Consider the following 20,404-nt stretch of genomic DNA (forward strand, 5'->3'; position numbering starts at 1 on the left):
GTCGTTCCTGGACGCGGTGCCGGAGCCGTCCGGCGCCGCCGTCGAGGCCCGCCTCTACGCCGAGAACCCGGACCTCGGCAATGTTCCGAGCTCGGGCACGATCACCGCCGTCGAGTACCCGGACGTCGCGCGGATCGACGGCTGGATCAGCGCCGGCAGCGAGGTCTCGACGGCGTACGATCCGCTCCTGGCGAAGGTGATCGTGCACGGCGAGGACCGCGCGGCGGCCTGGGCCGCGCTGGGCGAGGCTCTCGCGGCCACCCGCGTGGACGGCATCGCCACGAACACCGGCCTCCTGCGCGCGATCGCGGCCGAGCCGTCGGTGCTCGCCGCCGAGCACTCGACCGCGACCCTCGACGGGATCCGCGACGCGACTCCGCGCCTCGAGGTGCTCAAGGGCGGGATGCTCACCACGGTGCAGGACCTGCCCGGCCGGCTCGGCTACTGGCCGGTCGGCATCCCGCCGTCGGGGCCGATGGACGCGCTGTCGTTCCGACTGGGGAACGAGGCGCTCGGCAATCCGGCGTCGGCCCCCGGCCTCGAGATCACGATGACCGGACCGACCCTCCGCTTCCACAGCGCGGCCCGCGTGGTGCTGACGGGCGCCCCCGCTCCGGCGACGCTGGACGGCGCGCCGATCACCGCGTGGGAGCCGATCGAGGTTCCCGCCGGCGGCGTGCTCGCGATCGGCACGGCCGAGCGCGGCATGCGGATGTACCTGCTGGTCGAGGGCGGCCTCGACGTCCCGCTGATCCTCGGCTCGGCGAGCACCTTCGACCTCGGCGCGATCGGCGGCCACGCCGGGCGCGCCCTGGCACCGGGCGACGTCCTCGGGATCCGGACGCCCGCGACCGCGCACCCCGTCGCTCCGGTGCCAACGGCAGCGCGGCCCGAGTTCCCCACCGCGTGGGAGATCGCGGCCCTGGAGGGTCCGCACGCCGCTCCGGACTTCTTCACGGAAGACGACATGGCCGTCTTCTACGCCACCGACTGGGACGTGCACTTCAACTCCGCCCGCACCGGTGTCCGCCTCGTCGGCCCGAAGCCGCGCTGGGCCCGCTCGGACGGCGGCGAGGCGGGGCTGCACCCCTCGAACATCCACGACACCCCCTACGCGGTCGGCGCCGTCGATTACACGGGCGACCTGCCGATCCTGCTGGGACCCGACGGGCCGAGCCTGGGCGGATTCACCTGCCCCGCGACCGTCGCGACCGGGCACCTCTGGCGCCTCGGTCAGCTCCGCCCGGGCGACACCGTGCGGTTCGTGCCGGTCACGTCCGCCCAGGCCGCGACGCTGCTCGACGCGCCGCTGGACGTGCCCGCCGCGGGTCGCGCCGCCGTCGAGGACGAGGGCGTCCTGCACCGCCTCCCCGCCCGGGACGGCGCGCCCGCGGTCGTGCTGCGGCGCAGCGGGGACGCGAACCTGCTCGTCGAGGTCGGCGAGATGAGCCTCGAGATCGCCTCCCGCATGCGGGTGCACGCGATCGCGGAGACGCTCGAGGCCGCGGGACTGCCCGGTGTGATCGAGCTGACCCCGGGCATCCGCTCGCTGCAGGTGCACTTCGACCCCCGCACCACAAGCACCGAGGCGATCGCCGAGGCGGTCCTCGCGGCGGAGGCGGTGCTGCCCGCCACCGCGGACCTCCGCGTCCCGAGCCGCACCGTGCACCTCCCGCTGGCGTGGGACGACCCCTCCACGCGCGAGGCGATCCGCCGCTACACGGCCGGCGTGCGCGACGACGCTCCGTGGTGCCCCTGGAACATCGAGTTCATCCGCCGCATCAACGGGCTCGAGAGCGTCGACGACGTGTACCGCACGGTGTTCGAGGCCGAGTACCTGGTGCTGGGGCTCGGCGACGTCTACCTCGGCGCGCCCGTCGCGACTCCGCTCGACCCCCGGCACCGCCTGGTCACGACCAAGTACAACCCCGCGCGCACCTGGACCCCGCAGAACGCCGTCGGCATCGGCGGCGCGTACCTCTGCATCTACGGGATGGAGGGACCGGGCGGCTACCAGTTCGTCGGCCGCACCGTGCCGATCTGGTCGACGCACCACCAGGCCGGGGCGTTCGAGGAGGGCGTGCCGTGGCTGCTGCGGTTCTTCGACCGCATCCGCTGGTACCCGGTCGAGCCGGAGGAGCTCCTCGAGCTGCGCGCTGAGATGGCCGCCGGGCGGCTGCCGCTGCGGATCGAGGAGGGCGAGTTCTCGCTCGCCGAGTACGAGGAGTTCCTCGCGCAGAACGCGTCGGGCATCGCCGAGTTCCGCGAGGGGCAGGCCGCCGCGTTCGGCGCCGAGCGCGACGCGTGGCGCGCCTCGGGCGAGTTCGACCGCGAGGACGCGGTGCCCGCTCCCGCCGACGGCCCGGCGGTCGTCGTGCCCGAGGGCTGCGAGGCGGTCGAGGCGCCGTTCGTCGCGACGGTGTTCCGGCTCGACGTGGCCGTGGGCGACCTCGTCGAGGCCGGTCAGACCCTCGTCGCCCTCGAGGCGATGAAGATGGAGGCGCCCGTCACCGCTCCGACGAACGGCCGCGTGGTCGAGGTCGTCGCCGAGGTGGGCGTCCAGGTGGCGGCGGGCGCTGTGCTCGTCGTCCTCGAACCGATCGCCGAGGAGGCAGCGGCATGACCGTCCAGGATCCCGCGGCGCACGTCGCCGAGCGCTACGCGCGGCTGCGCTCCCGACCGGAGGCGTTCATCTCGCTCCGCCCCGAGGCCGAGGTGGCGGCCGAGCTCGCTGCGGTCGATCCGGCGCTCCCGCTCGCGGGGCTGCTCTTCGCCGTGAAGGGCAACATCGACGTGGCGGGCCTGCCGACGACGGCCGCCTGCCCGGCGTTCGCGTACGACCCGGCCGAGGACGCGACGACCGTGGCGCGGCTGCGCGCGGCCGGCGCGGTGGTGCTCGGCTCGACCAACCTCGACCAGTTCGCGACCGGGCTCGTCGGCAGCCGCTCCCCCTACGGGGCGGTGCGGCACGCGGTCGACGAGTCGCGCATCTCCGGAGGCTCGTCGTCGGGATCCGCGGTCGCCGTCGCCCTCGGTGCCGCGGACTTCGCGCTCGGGACCGACACGGCCGGCTCCGGGCGCGTTCCGGCCGCGTTCCACGGCCTCGTGGGACTGAAGCCGACGAAGGGCTGGGTCAGCGCGGCGGGCGTGGTGCCCGCGTGCCGCAGCCTCGACGTGGTGACGGTGATGGCCGCGGACGCCGAGGTGGCGCGGCGGGCGCTGGAGGTGATGGCGGGACCGGATGCCCGGGATCCGCTGAGCCGGACGGGAGCCGCTCCGCTCCTGGAGAGCGCGCCCCGGATCGGAGTGCCGCTGCCCGGGCAGCTCGGCGAGCTGGCTCCCGGCTGGGCCGAGGCCTTTGACGCGGAGGTCGCCCACTGGACCGCGACGGGAGCCGAGGTGATCGAGCTCGACATCGAGGTGTTCCTCGAGACCGCACGCGTGCTCTACGACGGCGCGTTCGTGGCCGAGCGCTACGCGGCCGTCGGCGCCTTCGTCGACGCGCACCCCGACGAGGTCGACCCGACCGTGGGACGCATCATCGGCGCGGCGCGGGAGCTGCCGGCCTGGAAGCTGTTCCAGGACCAGGAGCGCCTCGACCGCGCCCGGGTCGTGTCCGACGCGGTCTTCGAGCGGATCGACGCCCTGCTGCTGCCCACGACCGTCGAGCACCCGACGCTGGCGGCCGTGGCCGAGGATCCCATCGGCGTGAATTCGCGCCTGGGCCGCTTCACCAACTTCGCCAACCTGCTCGACCTGGCCGCCGTGGCCTACCCCGCCGGCGCCGTCGACGCTCTGCCGTTCGGCGTGCAGCTGATCGGCCCCGCCTTCACCGACCACCGACTCGCCGACCTCGTCTGGAACCGCTCATGACCGTCCTCCTCGCCGTCGCCGGCGCCCACCTGACCGGCCAGCCGCTGAACGCGCAACTCACGGATCGCGGAGCCGAGCTCGTCTCGACCACCGCGACGAGCGCCGACTACCGCCTGGTCGCGCTCGCGACGACTCCGCCGAAGCCCGGAGTGGTGCGCGTCGCCGACGGCGGTGCGGCACTGGAGGTGGAGGTGTGGCGGCTGGACGACGCCGGCTTCGGCTCGTTCGTCGCCGCGCTACCGCAGCCGATGGCGATCGGGAAGGTGACGCTGGCCGACGGATCGCTGGTGAGCGGGTTCCTCGTCGAGCCGATCGCCGTCGAGGGCGCCGAGGACATCACGCGCTTCGGCGGCTGGCGCGCGTACCTCGCGTCGCGCTGAGGGTCCGGCCTCGCCGCTCGAGCAGCCGGCGCCGCCCCGAAGCGCACGCGCGGCGCGGGCGGATCTCGACACGGCCGCTGCGCGACCTACTCGATCAGCAGGGGGCGGGCGTGCGTCCATCCGGCGCGAACGGCCGCTGCGCGGGACTCTGGGGAGCCGTTCGCGACGAATCAGCGCGACTGCGCGAGAGGCGGCCCCTCCTCCGCTGGTCGAGTAGCCCCGCAGGGGCGTATCGAGACCCACCACAGACGGAGGCGCGGCAATGCGAAGCGCACGCCCGCTGCGGGCGGATCTCGATACGGCCGCTGCGCGCCCTACTCGATCAGCAGGTGGCGGGCGTGCGTCCATCCGTCACCAACGGTCGCCGCCAGCGAACGATCCGGCGCGAACGGTCGCCGCGCGGGACTGTGGGGAGCCGTTCGCGACGGATCAGCGCGACGAGCGCCCCTCCTCCGCGGGTCGAGCAGCCCCGCAGGGGCGTATCGAGACCCACCCCCACCGGAGGCGCGGCCGCGAGACGCTCACGACGCGGCGCGGCGGTCCAGGTCCTTCACGACGCGACCCGACTGCAGCACCAGGCGCACCGCGTCCGGATGGGCGAGCGCCGAGACGTCCCGCAGCGGATCCACGGTGGTCACGACGAGGTCGGCGAGCTTCCCCGCCTCGACCGAGCCGAGGTGCGCGTCGAGTCCGAGCAGGCGCGCGCCGCCGAGGGTGCCGGCGGTGATCGCCTCGAGCGGCGAGAGGCCGACGGCGACCAGCTGCTGCAGCTCGGCGAGGTTGGTGCCGTGCGGATGCACGCCCGCGTCGGTGCCGAGTGCGACCGGCACGCCCGCCGCGACCGCGCGGCGCACCGAGTCGAGGCCCTGCTCGCGCAGGAGCGCGCGCTGGCGGAGGCGCTCGGCCGTGGTGGTCACGGGGTCGAACTCCCGCACCAGGATGCTGAGCGTGGGCACCAGCACCGTGCCGCGCTCGAGCATCAGCGCGATCGTCTCGTCGCTGAGGTCGTAGCCGTGCTCGATGCTCGCCGCTCCGCCGAGGACCGCGGCCCGCGCCGCCCCGTCGCTCAGGGCGTGCGCGGTGATCGGCCGCCCGCCGCGCTCGTCGAGGAGCCGCGCGATCAGGCGCACCTGCTCCTCGGTGATCCCGACGTCGCGGGCGTCGTCGTTCGGCGAGCCGAGTCCTCCGGAGGTCGCGACCTTGATCACGTCGGCGCCGGTGCGCACGAGCGTGCGGATCATGCGGATCACGTCCTCGTCGGTGTCGACGACGCCGATCAGGCAGCGCCGGGCCGCACGGCCCAGGACGGCAGGCTGCCGTTGCGGTGCTGGGGATCGGCGTGGCCGCCGGTCGGCGACAGCATCGACAGGGCGAGGTGCAGGCGCGGGCCCTCGACGGCGCCGCGCGCGACGGCCTCCCGATAGCCCGGCGAGAGGCCGTCGAGGTCGCGCGCGGTGGTCACTCCCGCCTCGAGGGTGCGGCGGAGCAGGCCCGCGATCTCGAGCACGTCCTCCTCGGGGAAGCGCTCCCGCTGGACGGCCGGCGGCACCGGCACCATCGCGAGGTGCACATGGGCGTCGACGAAGCCGGGCAGGAGGAACGCGCCGGTCAGATCGATCGCGGGAGCGTCGCTCGGGGCCCGGCGCCGACCGGCGTAGGCGATCACTCCGTCGCGGAGCTCGACCTCGGAGTCGGGCAGCGCAGGCGCCCCCGTCCCGTCGAGGAGCGTCGCGCCGAGGAGGCGGAGGACGCCGTCGGCGCGGGGGTCAGCGGCAGGCGAGCGGTCATGGCGGTGGTTCCTTCTGCGGAGTGCGGGACGTGCGCGCGGCGGGCGGCGCACGTCGGTGCGCGGGCGGCGACGGACGGGGCGTGGCGGGGGCGTGACGGACGGGGCGTGACGGAGGGGCGGACGTCGATCCCGGGTCAGCCCGCCAGGCTGAATCCGGGCGAGCCGGGGTCGGCGTCGAGCAGCCGCCTGGTGTACCAGTGCTGCGGGTCGGAGTAGACGGCCTCGACCGTGCCGGCCTCGACCACCTCTCCGCGGTAGAGCACGACGACCTCGTCGCTCACCCGCTGGACGACGGCGAGGTTGTGCGAGATGAACATCATCGTGAGGCCGAGCGACTCCTTGATGCCGGCGAGCAGATCGAGGATCTGGCCCTGCACCGAGACGTCGAGCGCCGAGGTGATCTCGTCGGCGATCACGAACGCGGGATCGATGATCAGTCCGCGCGCCACGGCGACGCGTTGGCGCTGGCCGCCGGAGAACTCGTGCGGGTAGCGGTGGCGCATGTCGGCGGTGAGGCCGACGCGCTCGAGCCACGAGACGATGAGCTCCTCGTGGCGCGCGACCCGCGAGGCGGACCGGGTCGATCGCCTCGGCCAGCGTCTGCGCGATGGTGCGCCGCGGCGAGAGCGACGAGTAGGGGTCCTGCGGGATCATCTGCGTGCGCCGGCGCGAGGCGTGCAGAGCCGAGCGGCTCGCCCCGACGACGTCGAGGCCGTCGATGCTCGCGCTGCCGGACTCCGCCTTGACCGAGCCGACGAGGACCTTCGCGAGCGTCGACTTGCCCGAGCCGGACTCGCCGACGACGCCGACCGTGCGGCCGCGCTCGAGCACCAGGTCGATCCCGTGCAGCACGCGGGTCGCGCCGAACGAGACGTCCAGGCCGTGGATCTCGACCATGGCGCTCACGGGCGGACCTCCTCGGATGCAGCGGCGGGTGCCGTGCCCGGTGCCGCGACGGCGGCGGCGGCGCCCGGCGCCTCGACGGCGTGCACCACCGGGGTCGCCGCGAGCAGCTGGCGGGTGTACGGATGCGTCACGGTGTCCTCCGACAGGTGGGCGATGTCGTCGATGCGCTCGACGACCCGGCCGTCCTTCATCACGAGCACGCGGTCGCACAGCGCCCGGACGACGCCGAGGTCGTGCGAGATGAACAGCACCGCGGTGCCCGACTCGTCGTTGAGCCTCTTGAGCACGGTCAGGACCTCCCGCTGCACGGTCACGTCCAGCGCGGTGGTGGGCTCGTCGGCGATGAGCAGATCGGGGTGCGCGCTCATCGCCGAGGCGATCATGGCGCGCTGCTTCATCCCTCCGGAGAGCTGGTGCGGGTACTGCCGCAGCCGCCCCTCCGGGTCGGACAGCAGGACGGAGCGGAACCCGCGCAGGAGCAGATCGAGGGCCGCCCGGCGGGTGTGCCGGCAGGCGGATGCGGAGGACGTCGGTGAGCTGGGTGCCGAGCACCAGGGCCGGGTTCAGCGCGGTCCCGGGGTCCTGGTAGATCAGCCCGATCTTCGCGGCCAGCACCCGGTCGGGGACGGGGCCCAGCAGGTCGGTGCCGCCCAGCTCCAGGCGGCGCGCGGACGCCTCGAGGCCCTCGCCGAGGAGCTTGGCGACGACCGACGCCGTCAGCGACTTGCCCGAGCCGGACTCGCCGACGATGCCGAGGACCTCGCCCCGGCGGATCGTGAAGGAGAGGTCGGAGACCAGTTCGCGGCCGGTGGCCCCGTGCCTCACGGTGATGCCGTCGGCCACGAGCACCGCGTCGTGCTCGACGGCGAGGGTGCTCGCTTCCCTCGCCGCGCACCATGCGGGCGCGGGTGGTGTTCGAGCGCGGGTTGGCGGCCGCGGCGAGGCCGTCGCCGACGAGCAGCGCTGCGAAGGAGGCGAGGGTCAGCGCGATCGCCGGGCCGAGGATCACGACCGGGTTCACCGAGATGCGGCTGAGCCCGTCGTTGAGCAGCGTGCCCCAGTCGAAGGCCGGCGTCTGGGCCCCGAGTCCGATGAACGAGAGGCCGGAGATCTCGACCAGCGCCCCCGAGAAGGCCCCCGCGATGAGGATCAGCGTCGGCTCGGACATGTTCGGCAGCACGTGGCGCACGGCGATCAGGTGCGCGGGCACGCCCATCAGCCGCGCCGTCGTCACGTACTCGCTCGACGCGATCTTCGCGGCTGAGGTTGGCGGTGAGCCGCGCGAATCCGGCGACGTTCGCGACCGCGATCGCGACCACCACCTGAACCACTCCCTGCCCGAGGATCGCGGCGACGATGATCGCGACGAGCATGGTCGGGTAGCTGACGGCGAGCTCGATGGCGCGCAGCCCGAGCTCGCGGACGCGGCGCGGCGCGAGCCACACGCCGATCCCGAGGGCGATGCCCGCGAGGGCCGACAGCACGGTCGCGGCGAGCGCCATGAGCACGGTCGAGCGCGTCGCTGACCAGCGTGCGGGCGAGCATGTCGCGGCCGAGGGTGTCGGTGCCGAGCGGATGATCGGCGGAGGACCCCTGGCTGGGCGAGCCGCCGAGGCCGGTGGCCTGGGCCTGCAGGGCGATCAGGGCGATGATCGCGGTGAGCGCGATCACGCCGAGGATCGAGAGGCCCGCGACGAGGCCCGCGTTCCAGCGGAACGCGCAGGGCCGATCGGTCAGGGCGCGGACGGCGGGGAGGGACTCAGCCACGCTGCTCTCCGAGGGTGCGCGGGTCGATGAGACCCAGGACGATGTCGATCACGAGGGTGATGACGAGCGAGATCAGCCCGATGACGAAGACCGCCGCCCGGATCACCGGGTAGTCCTTGTCGATCGCGATCGCCTGCACGATCACGCCGCCCAGGCCCGGCCAGGCGAAGACCGCCTCGGTGATCAGGGCGGAGCCCAGCAGGGCCGTGAGGATGATGCCCGAGAGCGTCAGGGCCGTCGTGAGCAGGTTGGGCAGCATGTGCTTCGCGTAGAGCGTGAGCGCGGGCAGGCGCCAGCCGCGGGCGGTGCGCATGTAGTCCTGCTCGAGGATCACGGCCGTCTCGCGGCGCACGATCCTGGCGACGGAGCAGGTCCCTCCGATGGTCAGCGAGGCGATCGGGAGGATCGCAGCAGTGCCGAACCCGTAGGCCGGCGAGTAGGCGGGCGGCAGCACCTTCAGCAGCACCGCGAAGACCACGACGAAGCCCGTCGCGAGCACGTAGGTGGGGATCGAGGAGACGAGGCCGGTCACCGTGCTGAACAGCACGTCGAGCCAGCGGCGCCGGTCGCCGCGGGTGGCGACTCCGACCGCCGTGCCGAGCGCGAGACCCAGGATCAGCAGGAGCAGGACCGCGGCCAGCGTGATCGACAGCGTGTACGGCATGGCGGTCATGACCAGGTCCATCGCGGGGATGCGGTACCGGTAGGAGTCGCCGAAGTCGCCCTGCACCACCTGCGCGAGGTAGGTCCACAGCTGCACGAGCACCGGCTGGTCGAGGCCGAGCTGCGTGCGCACGAGCTCCACCTGCTCGAGCGAGGCCGACTCCCGCGATCGCGATCGCCGGGTCGCCCGGGATCAGCTGCACGATCAGGAAGGTCACCAGCACGAGGAGTGCGAGGTTGACCAGCAGACCGAGCCCGCGGCGCAGGAGGAATCGGCGCCACGCTCCGGTCAGGCTCGCGGCGCGGACGACGTCGCCCGGGCCGGGCACGGGTGCCGCGGCGGTCGTGGTGCTCATCGCTGTGTCTCCTCGTCGTGCGGGGCGGACGGTGGGTCGGGGAACGGGGACGGAGGGACGCCCCGGCACGGCGGCCGGGGCGTCCCGGGTCGGATCAGGCCGTGATGCGCATGGCCGACGGGTCCCAGTAGCCCGAGAACACGTACGTGGCGAAGCCGGAGCGGGCGACGTAGCGGTGCGTGTCCGTGATCAGCGGCGTCATGTCGGCGCGCTCGAGGATCGTCTCCTGGGCCGCGAGCAGGTTCTCGCACTGCGTGTCGGGGTCGGACGCGGCCATCGCCGCGTCGTAGAGCGCGACACCCTCGGGGTTGACGCTCGAGGACACGTTCGTGCCGCCCTCGGCGTAGGTCGGGCCGAGGTAGCGCGCGATGGAGGTGTGGATCAGACCGGGGCCGGCGTTCTCGGCCGCGACCGCGGCGTCCCAGGTGCCGGGCTCGGTGCGCATCTGCTTGGTCCAGTCGGCGGGGTCGGGAGCCGAGACCGTGACCGTCGCTCCGGCGGCGCGCAGCGACTCCGCGAGGAAGTCGGCGGCCGGGTCCCAGTTCGACATGATCAGCAGGCGGATGCTCTGCCCGGTCAGCGCGGACGCCGCCGCGGCGGGGTCGTACTCCTGCACCAGCGACTCGTCGTCGAGGGCGCAGCGGTAGGACGCCGCGTTGACCGTGTACTGCGGCACTCCGAGACCGTCGAGGCCGGCGGCGTTGAAGCCCTCGGTGTCGATGGCCTGGGCGACGGCCTCGCGCAGCTCCTGGTTCCCCTCGAAGACCGATCCGAGGCCGGCCGCCTCGTTGAAGACGAGGTTGTAGGCCGAGCTGGCGAAGGTCACCGTGGTGTATGCGTCGTCGCTCTCGAAGCGCAGCGCGTTGGAGTCGTAGAAGCGGGCGAGGTCGACGCCGCCGGACTCGAGCAGGTCTTCGCGCTCGTGTTCGAGTCGGACTGCACCGTGAGGTTGATGGTCGTCGCGGGGACGCCCTCGACTTCCTCCCAGGCGGGCCAGGCGTCGTAGTCGTCGCGCAGGGTGTAGCTCGCGCTGACTCCGGCCGAGAGGTCCGAGAGCGTGTACGGACCGGACCAGGCTCCGTCGACCGTGCCCGCGGCGAGGCCCTCGGGGTCGGCGAGGCCGGCGGGGCAGATGATGCCGGTGCCCGGGCGGGTCATGCCGCCCAGCAGCTGGGAGTAGGGCTCGCTGAGCGCGACGGTGAGCGTCCCTGCGGCGTCGTCCGCGGTGAAGGTCGCGTCTCCGGAGCCGAACGCCTGGTTCTTCCAGGTCTGGGCTCCCGCGTCCTCGAGGCCGGTGAGGTACTCGAAGGAGTCGGCGACGACGGTCGGCGTGATGGGAGTGCCGTCGGCGCAGGTGGCGTCGTCGCGCAGGGTGAAGACGTAGTCCAAGGCCGAGAGCGACTCCCACTCGGTGGCGAGACCGCCGATGTAGCCCTCGGTCTCGCCCTGGCGGAGCAGGGTGTCGAAGCCGAGTCGGGCGACCGTGACGTCGGCGTCGGCCGAGGCCTTCGCGGGGTCGAAGGTGGCGGGCGCGTACCAGAGCTCCGCGTTGATCGTGTCGGGCGCGGGAGCGTCGGCGTCGGGCTCGGCGCTCGAGGTCCCGCAGGCGCTGAGCGCGAGACTCGCGATCGCCGCGAGCGCGACACCGCCGAGCATGCTCTTCCTGACCATGGTGCTGTCCTCCAGGGGATTCGGGTGGTGCGTCGGGGCGGATCAGGGGGCCGCGGGCGGAGCCCGCGCGGCCGGGGTCGAGGCAGGACGAGGCAGGGCCCGTCTCTTCAACTTGGATCCAATGTAACCGGGACCGCATCCAATTGTGTTTCGTCTGGATTACATCTGCCGAGACACCGAGTGGACGAGCACGCCTCCGACCTCCGTCCGCAGCACCCGCGCGGCGCCGAACCCGTCCGGCGTGCACGAGAGCGGATCGACGTCCAGCTCGACCAGATCGGCGAGGAACCCCGTGCGGAGCACGCCTCGGGAAGCCTCGGAGAACGAGGCGTGCGCGGCCCGCGCGTGCAGGCCTCCACGGCCTCCTGCACCGAGAGCGCCTGGGCGCCGCCCACGGGCCTCACGAGGCCGCGCATCCGCCCGCCCGCCGCCATCGCGACGAGCGCCCGCGGATCGAACGGGAAGTACGGGGCGTCGGAGCCCATCGCGATCACCGCGCCCGCGTCGTGCCAGGCCCGCATCGGATTGACCTCCTCGACCCGCTCCCCCAGCCGCCGGGCGAGGCCTGCGGCGTTGCTCCAGGCGATGGAGGGCTGCAGGGACGCGACGACGCCGAGGCTGGCGGCTCGCTCGAGGCTCGCGGCGGAGGGCTCGAGGTACGCGTGGATGAGCTGGCAGCGCAGCGGCTCGAGCACCTCGGCGGGTGCGGCGTCCTCGAGCGCGTCGAGCACCTCGGCGACCGCCCGGCTGCCGACGGCGTGCACGCCCAGCCCCCAGCCCGCGGCGACGCAGGCCGCGGCGAGCCGCGCGAACTCCGCGGTCGCCAGGCGCTGGACGCCGTGGTCGCCGCCCGGCCAGGCCTCCTCGAGCAGCGCCTGCCCCTTCATGCCCTCGCCGTCGTAGTAGACCTTGATCGGCCCGAGGCGCAGCCGGTCGTCGCCGTCGCTTGTGACTCCCGTCGATCCCCGCGAGCACCGCGAGCGCCTCGTCGACCCCGGGCACGGCGTCCGACCCGAGCTGCGGCCAGGGCATCGCCACCACCCGCAGGCTGAGCTCGCCCCGGCTGTGCGCCTCGCGGTAGGCGGCCAGCTCGTCGAGCGTGACGGCGGGATCGATCACTCCGGTGATCCCCATCGCGTGCAGGAGCGGCTGCACGCGCAGCGGCGCCGCGCGCCGATCGGCGGGGGTGGGCGGAGTACCGCCGAGCCAGTCGGGAGCGTCCGGATCGGCGTCCGCGTCGGCCAGCATCGCCGCCGAGAAGGCGGCCGCGTCGGCCCCCTCGTCGAGGAGCTGCAGCGCCTTCAGTCCCGCTCGCTGAGCGTGGGAGTGCGCGTCGATGAAGCCCGGGAGCAGCACGCCCTCGAGCACCTCCTCGCGGGCGCCGGCCGGAGCGGCCGCCCGGACCTCCTCGACCGAGCCGACGGCTCCGATCCGCTCGCCGACGACCAGGAGCGCCTCGGCGACCGGGCGCTCCGGATCCATCGTGCGGATGCGGCCGATCAGGATCCGCGCCTCAGCCACGGCCATCGAGCCAGTCGTGCACGTCGGCGGCCGTGACCAGCGCGTCGCGCTGCAGGTACTGGATCGCCTCGAGCGCGGCGTCGTGCGCCCGCTCGCTCGAGCCCGCCACGCAGTCGGTCAGCACGCGCACCGCGTAGTCGTGCTGGTGCGCATCGGCCGCCGTGTAGTGGATGCAGACGTCGGTGAGGCCGCCGACCAGCAGCAGCGTGCCGGCGCGGTAGGCCTTCAGCACGATCTCGAGCTCCGTGCCGAAGAAGGCGGAGTAGCGGCGCTTGCGGATCACGAACTCCTCGGGCCGCGGCTCGAGCCACGAGGCCAGCTCCGTCGCCGGATCACCCTCGAGGACGGTGCGGGCCCTCGGCCCCGTCGAGCTCGCGACCGATGTCGACGAGATCGCGCTTGTGCACCTCCTGGATGAAGACCACGGGCACTCCACTGCTCCGGCAGTGGGCGATCAGATCGCGCACGCGCGGCGCCCGCTCCTGCCTCCCGCTCATCACGGGGATGCCGGGCGTCGGCGCCGTCGAAGCGGCACCGCCTTGGATGTCGACGACGACGAGGACGGGGGTGCCGGAGACGGCGAGCATGCGGGTGGATCCTTCCGGTGGTGCGCGGAGTCGGGTGAGGTGCCCCCGCGACTCCGGCGGAACGGGGTGGTGACCCGCCCTCGTCCGCCCGGTCATTCTCGGATCCGGAGCGTTCCGGCGCAGGTCGGCACTGTTTCACCGAGGTAAAACCTCGGCTTGTTCGGGATGTGGAGGAGCCTCTGCGAAGCGCGCTCCGGTCAGAACAGGTCGCGCCGCCTGCCGGCGCCGGAACGGCAGCAGCTCGGCGACCGGCACCGGCGCGAAGGCGTCGCCCACGGCCACCCACACCCGCGCCCGGGCCGCGTGGTCGCCGAGCAGCTCGGCGCAGACGCCGCACGGCTCGATCAGGTGCCTGCTCCCTCCGGGTCGCTGCAGCACGCCCACGATCGAGACGATCGGGGACCCGGCGACGACCGCGGCGCTCAGTGCCGCCGACTCCGCGCAGACGGAGGCGCGCCCCGCGCCGGCCTCGACGTGCAGCCCTGTGACCACGCGGCCGTCCGCGAGGCGCAGGGCGGCCGCCACCTCGTGGATCCGCTCGGCGTAGAGCCTGTCGAGCAGCCCCGACGCGATGGCCAGCAGCTCGCGGTCGCCCTCGCCCATCGCCTCGGGCGGCCCGTCGAGGACCGGCCGGTCGGCGCTCACGACCAGCCCAGGATCCGCGCCATGTTGCCGCCCTCGACCAGCGCGCGGTCGGCCTCGTCCGGGATCGCCTTGGCGATCTTCATCCGCTCGAGGTCGAAATCGCTGCCGGGCCACTCCGAGCCCAGCAGGATCTTCTCGGCGCCCAGCCGCGCGTAGGCGCGCTTCACGTCCGACATCAGCGTCGCCGACGTCTCGAGGTAGATGTGCGGGTTGCGCTCGGCGACGATGATCGCCTCGGGGACGTTCCACACCGCTCCCATGTGGGCGATGATCGTCGGCACTCCTGGGAAGCCCTTGGCGATCTCCTCGATGGCGAAGGGCGCGCAGAACGCGTCGTCGAGGGCGTTGATGAGCACCGGCAGTCCGAGCTCCTCGCAGACGGCGAAGAGCGGATCGAGCAGACCGTGGTCGGCCACGTGGTAGCCGTGCAGGCTCGGGTGCAGCTTCAGCCCGACCAGGCCCGCCGCGGCGAAGCGCGGCGGATCTCGTCGACCGCGTTCTCCCACTGCGGCATCACCTGGCCGAAGCCGAAGAGCCGGTCGGGGTGGGCCGCGACGAGGTCGATCAGGAAGTCGTTCTCGATGCCCTGGGCGAGCGAGCAGACCATCGCCCGGTCCACGCCCGCCGCGTCCATCCGGTCGAGGATCCGCTTCGGGTCGAACGGCGTGTAGGCCGGCGGCTGCTCGCCAGGGCGGACTCCGCTGAGGTAGTCGCTGCGACCGCGGCGGTCCTGGGTGGTGTTGTAGGCGTCGATGATCATGCGGCGTGTCCTTCTCGGATTGAGGGCGTGGGGGCGGGCGGAGTCACGCGACGGACATCGCGCCCATCGCGACGATCCCGGCGAGGGAGGCGAGGCGGCGGGCGGTGTCGAGGCGGTCGGTCCGGTCGGCGAGGGCGGTGCGCGCCGCGACGACGGGAGTAGGCGGCCACCCCGAGTGCGAGCGGCAGGGCGAGGGAGGAGTGCGCGTGCGCGTCGGGCGTGGCGACGGGTGCCGCCGACAGCAGCACGAGCCCCGCCGCGAGCAGCATGCCGACGCCGTGCAGGGCGTCGGTGGCGTGGCGACGGGCCGTGCCGCGATTCCGGCGGATCCGGTCGACGAGGGCGGCGGTCACCGCGCATCCCGCCAGCAGGAGCGACCAGAGCGGAGGGGGGACGAGATGCAGGGCGGGAACGTGCACGTCGAGCATCGCCGCGACCATCGCGACCTCGGCGACGAGCCAGGTGCGGCCGATCCTCCGGCGACCGGCGACGCCCAGGGCGAGGGACGCGAGCGCCGCGAGCAGGACGACGACGAGCAGTGCGGTCACACCGGCCTCCTGCTCGTGGTCGAGAGGAGCATGATCGCTCCTGATTGGATCCAATCGTAGGCGCTGCGGATCCACCCGGTCAACGAACCGCGTCATCGGAGGGCTCCGAGGCCGTCGACGACTCGGAGAAGGGATCCATCGAGTGTCATGATTGGATCCCGGCCGAGCTCGCGGCCGTCCGATCAGAGGGGATCACGACGTGACCACCCAGGGCGACAACGCACTCGTGGACGATCTCGCGGCCCGCATCCGCGCCAAGATCATGTCCGGCGAGATCCCCATCGGCGCCCCGCTGCGCCAGGCCGACCTCGCCTCGCAGTTCGGCATCAGCCGGACCCCCGTGCGCGAAGCGCTGCGCCAGCTGCAGACCGGCGGGCTGATCGAGGTCGTCCCCAACCGCGGAGCCGTCGTGCGCGTGCCCGTGCCGTGGGAGGTCCGGGAGGCGTACGAGGTCCGCGCGGAGCTCGAGTCCCTCGCCGCCCGCCGCGCCGTCGACCGGCTGGACGACGCGACCATCGCCGAGCTGCGCTCCGTCAACGCCGCGATGTACGAGCGCTCGCTGGCGGTAGCGGCCGGCACCGCGACCGAGCGCGACGGCAGCGCCAACGACCAGTTCCACGGGCTGATCTACCAGGCGTCGGGCAACACCCGCCTCGGCCGGATGCTCGTCGAGATCAACGACGCGTTCCCGCGCAACGTCTCGGGCCTCGTCCTGCGCGAGAACTCGCGCCACCGCGAAGAGAACTTCCGCGAGCACGAGGAGATCGTCGACGCCTTCGTCGCGGGCGACCACGACCGCGCGGCCGGCATCATGCGCGAGCACGTGCTGCGCGCCGGCGAGCACCTCGCCCACTGGTACGAGCGCCGCTCCTCCACGGTGTTCACGGGCTGACGGCTCCGTTCACGGGCTGACGGCTCCGTTCACGGGCTGACGGCTCCGTTCACGGGCTGACGGCTCGGTTCACGGGCTGACGGCTCCGAGACCGCCCGGGCGTCGACCAGTCGAAGACGGTCGACGGCGCCGATGGGCGGCGGCAGATCGCGACGGATCGGAACCCGCGGGCCGCGCATCCGGGATCGGCCCTACCGTCGGCGCCCCGGGATCGGCCACGGTGGACCCCGTGACCGAGATCCTCCGCCTCGCCGCCTTCCCCGCGACTCCCGACGGCGGCAATCCCGCCGGCGTCGTGCTCGACGCCTCCGCCCTCGACGACGCCGCGATGCAGGCGATCGCCGCCGACGTCGGGTACGCCGAGACGGCCTTCGCGACCGAGCGCACCGGAGAGCGGCGGTTCCGGATGCGCTACTTCTCGCCCGTCGCCGAGGTGCCGTTCTGCGGCCACGCGACGATCGCCACCGCGGTGGCGCTGGCGGAGCGGGACGGAGCCGGCCCGTTCGTCTTCGACACCCCCGTCGGCGAGGTCGCGATCGCGACCCGCGTCGAGGACGGCGCGCTGCTCGCCGCCTTCACGAGCGTCGAGCCCCGGGTCGTCCCCCTGCCGGACGCCGACACGGACGCGATCCTGGCACTGCTGGCCCTGGACCGCACCGCGCTGGACGCGCGCTTCGCGCCGGCCGAGGCGTTCGCCGGCAACCGGCATCCGATCCTCGTGCTCGAGAGCGCCGCGGTCTTCGACGGGTTCTCGTTCGAACCGGCGGCGATGCGTGCGCTCATGGACTCGCGCGGCTGGAGCGGCACGATCACGATCGCGCGCGCCCTGCCGGACGGCGCGTTCGAGACCCGCAACCTCTTCCCGGTCGGCACCCTGGCCGAGGACCCCGCCACCGGGTCGGCGGCCGCCGCGCTCGGCGGCTGGCTGCGCGCGATCGGCGCCGTCGCCCCTCCGGCGCGCGTCGTCGTGCACCAGGGCCGCCACGTCGGCCGGCCGAGCGTTCTGCTCGTCGACGTCCCCGCCTCCGGAGGCGTCACGGTGAGCGGCACGGCGCACGCGATCGAGGCGTAGCCGGCCTCGTCGGCGCGGCACCCCGCCGCTAGTGTGAGCCGCGCGCCGACCCCGCGGCGCCCCTCGAGGAAGGCCCGCCGTGGTCCCCGACATCAACCCCTGGGCCGTCGCCCTCGCCACCCTCTCGACGATGATCGTCGGCTCGGTCTGGTACACCCCGAAGGTCTTCGGCACGCTCTGGATGCGCCTCACCGGCATCACCGACGAGAGCATGCGGACCCGCAGCGCGGTGGTGCCGATCCTGGTGACGCTCGTCGTCAGCCTCGTCACCGCGCTGGTCCTGGCCGGCTGCGTCGACATCGCGCACGCCTTCTACGGCGGCAGCTGGTTCGCGAACTCGCTGATCACCGGCCTGTTCCTCTTCGTCGGCTTCACCGCGGCCCGGATGATCACCCACGACGCCTTCGAGGGCCGCCCCGCGAAGCTCACGATCCTCAACGTCACGCACGAGCTCGTGACGATCCTCGTGATGTCGGTGATCATCGGCCTGCTGCCGGCGTGAGTCCGCGCTCAGCTGCCCGGAACGGCTCCCGACACGCCGCGAGAACGCGCCGTCTCGGGCGACTCGGCGCGCGGGCCGGAGTGGCGAGCGCTCTGGTGCTCGCGCTGGCGGGCTGTGCGCCCGGCCTCTCCGCATCCGCGACCGACGCCTGCAATCATCACGCCGACTGGGTGAGCGGGGGGCGGCTGGAGGAGCGGCGCGATCGCAGCGTCGAGACCATCGCGGAGCTGCTGACGGGCGAGGATCCGGCGGAGCTCCGGAGCGCGTCGGCCGCGATGACGGCGGCGCTCGACTCCGATGACGAGGCCGGCTCCGCCACCGCGTCGGCCGCCTTCGCGGACGCCTGCCGCGACAACGGATGGGAGCCTCCGGAGGGCTGACGCCGACGGTCCGACGAACGGGCACGCGGGTCTCGATACGCGCCTGCGGCGCTGCTCGACCTGCAAGGGGCGCCGCTGCGCGCGCTCGATCAGCAAGGGGTGCCGCTGCTCAGCCACTCGACCAGCGACGCGGCCGACGCGCGGCTGCTCGACCAGCAGGGATCCACTCCCGAGCCCGATCGCCCCTGCTGATCGAGTAGGCCGCGCAGCGGCCGTATCGAATCCCCCCACCGATCCCCGCCAGCGCCGGAAGGGGGGTCGGATCGCCGTCAGACGACCTGCCAGGCTCGGGGCATGAGCACCCCCAGCGATCTGCTCGCCGTCCTCGTCGACGCCGACAACGTCCCTCCGTCCCGGATCGGAGCCGTCCTCGCGGAGGTCGCTCGCTTCGGCACGGCCTCGGTGAAGAGGGTCTACGGCGACTGGACGAGCACGCAGCTCACCAGCTGGAAGACCGCGGCGAGCGAGCACGTCATCCAGCCCATGCAGCAGTTCGCGCACACCAAGGGCAAGAACTCGACGGACAGCGCGCTCATCATCGACGCGATGGACCTGCTCTACACGGGCCGCTTCCAGGGGTTCTGCATCGTCTCGTCGGACAGCGACTTCACCCGACTCGCGTCCCGGATCCGCGAGCAGGGGATCACCGTCTACGGATTCGGGGAGCGCAAGACGCCGACGTCCTTCCGCAACGCCTGCGACCAGTTCACCTACCTCGAGGTCCTCGAGGTCATGGACGGCGATGTGACCGCCGTCGCCTCGATACCGGAGCGGCCGGTGACGTCGTCACCCCGAGACGACCCGCGTCTCATCGAGGGGCTCCGGAACAGCGTGAGCACCGCGTCGTCCGAGGACGGATGGGCGAGCCTCAGCGCCGTGGGGCAGCTCCTGCGCAAGTGGCGATCGGACTTCGACTCCCGCAACTGGGGCTACGCGAAGCTGTCGGAACTCGTCCGGGCGACAGGGCAGTTCACGGTCGAGTCGACGGCGACGGGGCACCGAGTCCGCACGGGAGTCTCCTCTCCGGCACGATCCCGTCGCGAGACGGCAGGACGCGGCGCCGAGGCGTGACCCCCTCCCATCGGACCCACTGACGGAGAGACGTCCCCGTGCCGTGCCCGCCGTCCACGGTGAGGAGAACCACGCCGCGGCGCGCGCAGGCTCCGACCAGTTGGACCTCGGTCCTCTCACCCGCATGTTCGACAAGGTCGTGACGGCGCCGGAACCGGTAGACGAGCCCGACTGGTCGATCAGCGAGATCCCGCGACTCTCGATCACAGCGACCGAGACGAGCTGACCGGCGGGCGCGGACGCCGGTGGTCGACTCCTCCGAGAGATCGGGCACCCAGGAGTCCTCCGTCGCACACGATGAGCGAGCGATCGCTCGTGCCACGATGACCGGATGAGCGAATTCACGGTGCTGGGGATCGTCGCCGCGAACTTGACCCCGCAACCCGACCTGACCCTCGATGGACGTCCGGTGGGTGCCTTCGCGGACGACGCGGATCCGCCGAGCCCCCGGGCATCTACTCGGCGCCGTGGGCCGAGTGGCCCGCCTTCCTCCTCTCGCTGCTGGGCGAAGAGCCGTCGGTCGAGGGGTCCATGCTGCCCGGACGCATCGCCGTGGCGTGCTGTGCGTCGTGCGGCGATGCGAGCTGTGGAGTCCTCTACGGCGCCGAGCTCGTGCGGAGCGAGCGCACCGTCCAGTGGAGGAACGCGCAGTGGGAGGTGGAGACCGACCGGCCACTGCCTCCTCCCTCCACCGCGCTCGCCCGCCTGGCTCGGCGAGCCGGGTTCGGTGCGACGTACGAGTTCACAGGCTGGAGGCCCGGCATCGGTCGGGTCCGGACCGTGACCTTCGACCGGGAGCAGTACGACGCCGTCATCCGCGAGGCCCTTCGCGCACTCCCGGACTCCCCTGCACCCTGACGACGAGACGTCCCCGTGCCGTCGAGACGTCCCGCCGCTGCGGGCTGTCTCGACGGTCCGAGGACGTCTCCTGGGGGTGGTTCTCGACACATTCGACCGGCCGGGGCCGATCCCGCACCGGCAGGGCATTGACTCCCGCCCCTCCGCTCCTTAGTGTTCCCAC

At 73.2% G+C, this 20,404-nt stretch carries 25 protein-coding genes and 3 pseudogenes; 10 read left to right on the plus strand and 18 right to left on the minus strand.

Annotated elements, in window-relative coordinates; all coding sequences use genetic code 11:
• Nucleotides 1-16: 16 nt before the first annotated feature.
• Genes AC0CII_RS15055 through AC0CII_RS15065 form a run of 3 tightly spaced genes read left to right on the plus strand, consistent with a single transcriptional unit; the run spans nt 17 to nt 4,253 of the window.
• Nucleotides 17-2,623, plus strand: a complete 2,607-nt coding sequence (locus AC0CII_RS15055) for a 5-oxoprolinase/urea amidolyase family protein (protein ID WP_465230936.1) — start codon at nt 17-19, stop codon at nt 2,621-2,623.
• Nucleotides 2,620-3,873, plus strand: a complete 1,254-nt coding sequence (gene atzF / locus AC0CII_RS15060; protein WP_465227218.1) for an allophanate hydrolase — start codon at nt 2,620-2,622, stop codon at nt 3,871-3,873. The genes AC0CII_RS15055 and atzF overlap by 4 nt, the downstream gene beginning before the upstream one ends.
• Nucleotides 3,870-4,253 (plus strand): allophanate hydrolase-related protein, encoded by a 384-nt coding sequence (locus AC0CII_RS15065; RefSeq protein WP_465227217.1) that lies wholly within the window; start codon nt 3,870-3,872, stop codon nt 4,251-4,253. The genes atzF and AC0CII_RS15065 overlap by 4 nt, the downstream gene beginning before the upstream one ends.
• Nucleotides 4,254-4,774: 521 nt before the next feature.
• On the opposite strand, the gene AC0CII_RS15070 is transcribed toward AC0CII_RS15065, so the two are convergent.
• The 18 genes and pseudogenes from AC0CII_RS15070 to AC0CII_RS15155 all read right to left on the minus strand — a co-directional run bounded on the left by AC0CII_RS15070 (nt 4,775) and on the right by AC0CII_RS15155 (nt 15,466).
• The gene (locus AC0CII_RS15070) at nt 4,775-5,494 is read right to left on the minus strand and encodes an amidohydrolase family protein (RefSeq protein ID WP_465230937.1); all 720 of its coding nucleotides are present in this window, start codon (nt 5,492-5,494) and stop codon (nt 4,775-4,777) included.
• Between the two features lie 421 nt (nt 5,495-5,915).
• Nucleotides 5,916-6,041 carry a hypothetical protein gene (locus AC0CII_RS15075; protein WP_465229925.1) on the minus strand — a complete coding sequence of 42 codons (126 nt, stop codon included), beginning with the start codon at nt 6,039-6,041 and terminating at the stop codon, nt 5,916-5,918.
• Nucleotides 6,042-6,176: 135 nt separating this feature from the next.
• Nucleotides 6,177-6,545 (minus strand): ATP-binding cassette domain-containing protein, encoded by a 369-nt coding sequence (locus AC0CII_RS15080; RefSeq protein WP_465229926.1) that lies wholly within the window; start codon nt 6,543-6,545, stop codon nt 6,177-6,179.
• An 85-nt stretch (nt 6,546-6,630) separates the two neighbouring features.
• A pseudogene (locus tag AC0CII_RS15085) lies at nt 6,631-6,939 on the minus strand (ATP-binding cassette domain-containing protein); the annotation flags it as partial.
• A 5-nt stretch (nt 6,940-6,944) separates the two neighbouring features.
• Nucleotides 6,945-7,346 carry a hypothetical protein gene (locus tag AC0CII_RS15090; RefSeq protein ID WP_465229927.1) on the minus strand — a complete coding sequence of 134 codons (402 nt, stop codon included), beginning with the start codon at nt 7,344-7,346 and terminating at the stop codon, nt 6,945-6,947.
• 214 nt (nt 7,347-7,560) lie between these two features.
• Nucleotides 7,561-7,797: pseudogene (locus AC0CII_RS15095) on the minus strand (ATP-binding cassette domain-containing protein); the annotation flags it as partial.
• 130 nt (nt 7,798-7,927) lie between these two features.
• Nucleotides 7,928-8,164: pseudogene (locus AC0CII_RS15100) on the minus strand (ABC transporter permease subunit); the annotation flags it as partial.
• A gap of 14 nt (nt 8,165-8,178) precedes the next feature.
• Nucleotides 8,179-8,715, minus strand: coding sequence for a hypothetical protein (locus AC0CII_RS15105; RefSeq protein ID WP_465229928.1), 537 nt, complete (start codon nt 8,713-8,715; stop codon nt 8,179-8,181).
• Nucleotides 8,708-9,511 (minus strand): ABC transporter permease, encoded by an 804-nt coding sequence (locus AC0CII_RS15110; RefSeq protein ID WP_465229929.1) that lies wholly within the window; start codon nt 9,509-9,511, stop codon nt 8,708-8,710. Before AC0CII_RS15110 ends, AC0CII_RS15105 begins: the two co-directional genes overlap by 8 nt.
• Nucleotides 9,512-9,828: 317 nt before the next feature.
• Nucleotides 9,829-10,644, minus strand: a complete 816-nt coding sequence (locus AC0CII_RS15115; RefSeq protein ID WP_465230938.1) for an ABC transporter substrate-binding protein — start codon at nt 10,642-10,644, stop codon at nt 9,829-9,831.
• Entirely contained in the window at nt 10,557-11,405 is an 849-nt protein-coding gene (locus AC0CII_RS15120) for an ABC transporter substrate-binding protein (protein ID WP_465229930.1), read from the minus strand. Before AC0CII_RS15120 ends, AC0CII_RS15115 begins: the two co-directional genes overlap by 88 nt.
• A 107-nt stretch (nt 11,406-11,512) precedes the next feature.
• Nucleotides 11,513-12,517 carry an amidohydrolase family protein gene (locus AC0CII_RS15125; RefSeq protein WP_465230939.1) on the minus strand — a complete coding sequence of 335 codons (1,005 nt, stop codon included), beginning with the start codon at nt 12,515-12,517 and terminating at the stop codon, nt 11,513-11,515.
• Between the two features lie 401 nt (nt 12,518-12,918).
• Nucleotides 12,919-13,362: a cysteine hydrolase family protein gene (locus AC0CII_RS15130; RefSeq protein WP_465229932.1), complete on the minus strand. Its 444-nt coding sequence runs from the start codon at nt 13,360-13,362 to the stop codon at nt 12,919-12,921.
• The gene (locus tag AC0CII_RS15135; protein ID WP_465229933.1) at nt 13,259-13,513 is read right to left on the minus strand and encodes an isochorismatase family protein; all 255 of its coding nucleotides are present in this window, start codon (nt 13,511-13,513) and stop codon (nt 13,259-13,261) included. Before AC0CII_RS15135 ends, AC0CII_RS15130 begins: the two co-directional genes overlap by 104 nt.
• A gap of 135 nt (nt 13,514-13,648) precedes the next feature.
• Nucleotides 13,649-14,158, minus strand: a complete 510-nt coding sequence (locus tag AC0CII_RS15140; RefSeq protein WP_465229934.1) for a cytidine/deoxycytidylate deaminase family protein — start codon at nt 14,156-14,158, stop codon at nt 13,649-13,651.
• Nucleotides 14,155-14,664: an amidohydrolase family protein gene (locus AC0CII_RS15145; protein ID WP_465229935.1), complete on the minus strand. Its 510-nt coding sequence runs from the start codon at nt 14,662-14,664 to the stop codon at nt 14,155-14,157. The genes AC0CII_RS15140 and AC0CII_RS15145 overlap by 4 nt, the downstream gene beginning before the upstream one ends.
• Nucleotides 14,604-14,918 (minus strand): hypothetical protein, encoded by a 315-nt coding sequence (locus AC0CII_RS15150; protein WP_465229936.1) that lies wholly within the window; start codon nt 14,916-14,918, stop codon nt 14,604-14,606. Before AC0CII_RS15150 ends, AC0CII_RS15145 begins: the two co-directional genes overlap by 61 nt.
• A complete protein-coding gene (locus tag AC0CII_RS15155) occupies nt 14,915-15,466 on the minus strand; it encodes a hypothetical protein (RefSeq protein WP_465229937.1) in 552 nt (183 codons plus the stop codon). Before AC0CII_RS15155 ends, AC0CII_RS15150 begins: the two co-directional genes overlap by 4 nt.
• A 199-nt stretch (nt 15,467-15,665) precedes the next feature.
• Here AC0CII_RS15155 and AC0CII_RS15160 point away from each other — a divergent pair, with 199 nt between their 5' ends.
• The 7 genes from AC0CII_RS15160 (at nt 15,666) to AC0CII_RS15190 (ending at nt 20,241) form a co-directional block, all read left to right on the plus strand.
• Complete coding sequence (locus tag AC0CII_RS15160; RefSeq protein WP_207403693.1) at nt 15,666-16,358, plus strand: GntR family transcriptional regulator; 693 nt, start codon at nt 15,666-15,668, stop codon at nt 16,356-16,358.
• 229 nt (nt 16,359-16,587) lie between these two features.
• Nucleotides 16,588-17,430: a PhzF family phenazine biosynthesis protein gene (locus tag AC0CII_RS15165; protein ID WP_465227208.1), complete on the plus strand. Its 843-nt coding sequence runs from the start codon at nt 16,588-16,590 to the stop codon at nt 17,428-17,430.
• A 79-nt stretch (nt 17,431-17,509) separates the two neighbouring features.
• Nucleotides 17,510-17,932 (plus strand): DUF1761 domain-containing protein, encoded by a 423-nt coding sequence (locus tag AC0CII_RS15170; protein WP_055784746.1) that lies wholly within the window; start codon nt 17,510-17,512, stop codon nt 17,930-17,932.
• A gap of 95 nt (nt 17,933-18,027) precedes the next feature.
• Nucleotides 18,028-18,312, plus strand: coding sequence for a hypothetical protein (locus tag AC0CII_RS15175; RefSeq protein WP_465229938.1), 285 nt, complete (start codon nt 18,028-18,030; stop codon nt 18,310-18,312).
• A gap of 294 nt (nt 18,313-18,606) precedes the next feature.
• On the plus strand, nt 18,607-19,383 hold the full coding sequence (locus AC0CII_RS15180) for an NYN domain-containing protein (protein WP_465229939.1): 777 nt from the start codon (nt 18,607-18,609) through the stop codon (nt 19,381-19,383).
• A 43-nt stretch (nt 19,384-19,426) separates the two neighbouring features.
• Nucleotides 19,427-19,609: a hypothetical protein gene (locus tag AC0CII_RS15185; RefSeq protein WP_465227206.1), complete on the plus strand. Its 183-nt coding sequence runs from the start codon at nt 19,427-19,429 to the stop codon at nt 19,607-19,609.
• A 305-nt stretch (nt 19,610-19,914) separates the two neighbouring features.
• Nucleotides 19,915-20,241: a hypothetical protein gene (locus AC0CII_RS15190; protein ID WP_465229940.1), complete on the plus strand. Its 327-nt coding sequence runs from the start codon at nt 19,915-19,917 to the stop codon at nt 20,239-20,241.
• Nucleotides 20,242-20,404: the final 163 nt, after the last annotated feature.

Source organism: Rathayibacter sp. AC182 (assembly GCF_979253875.1).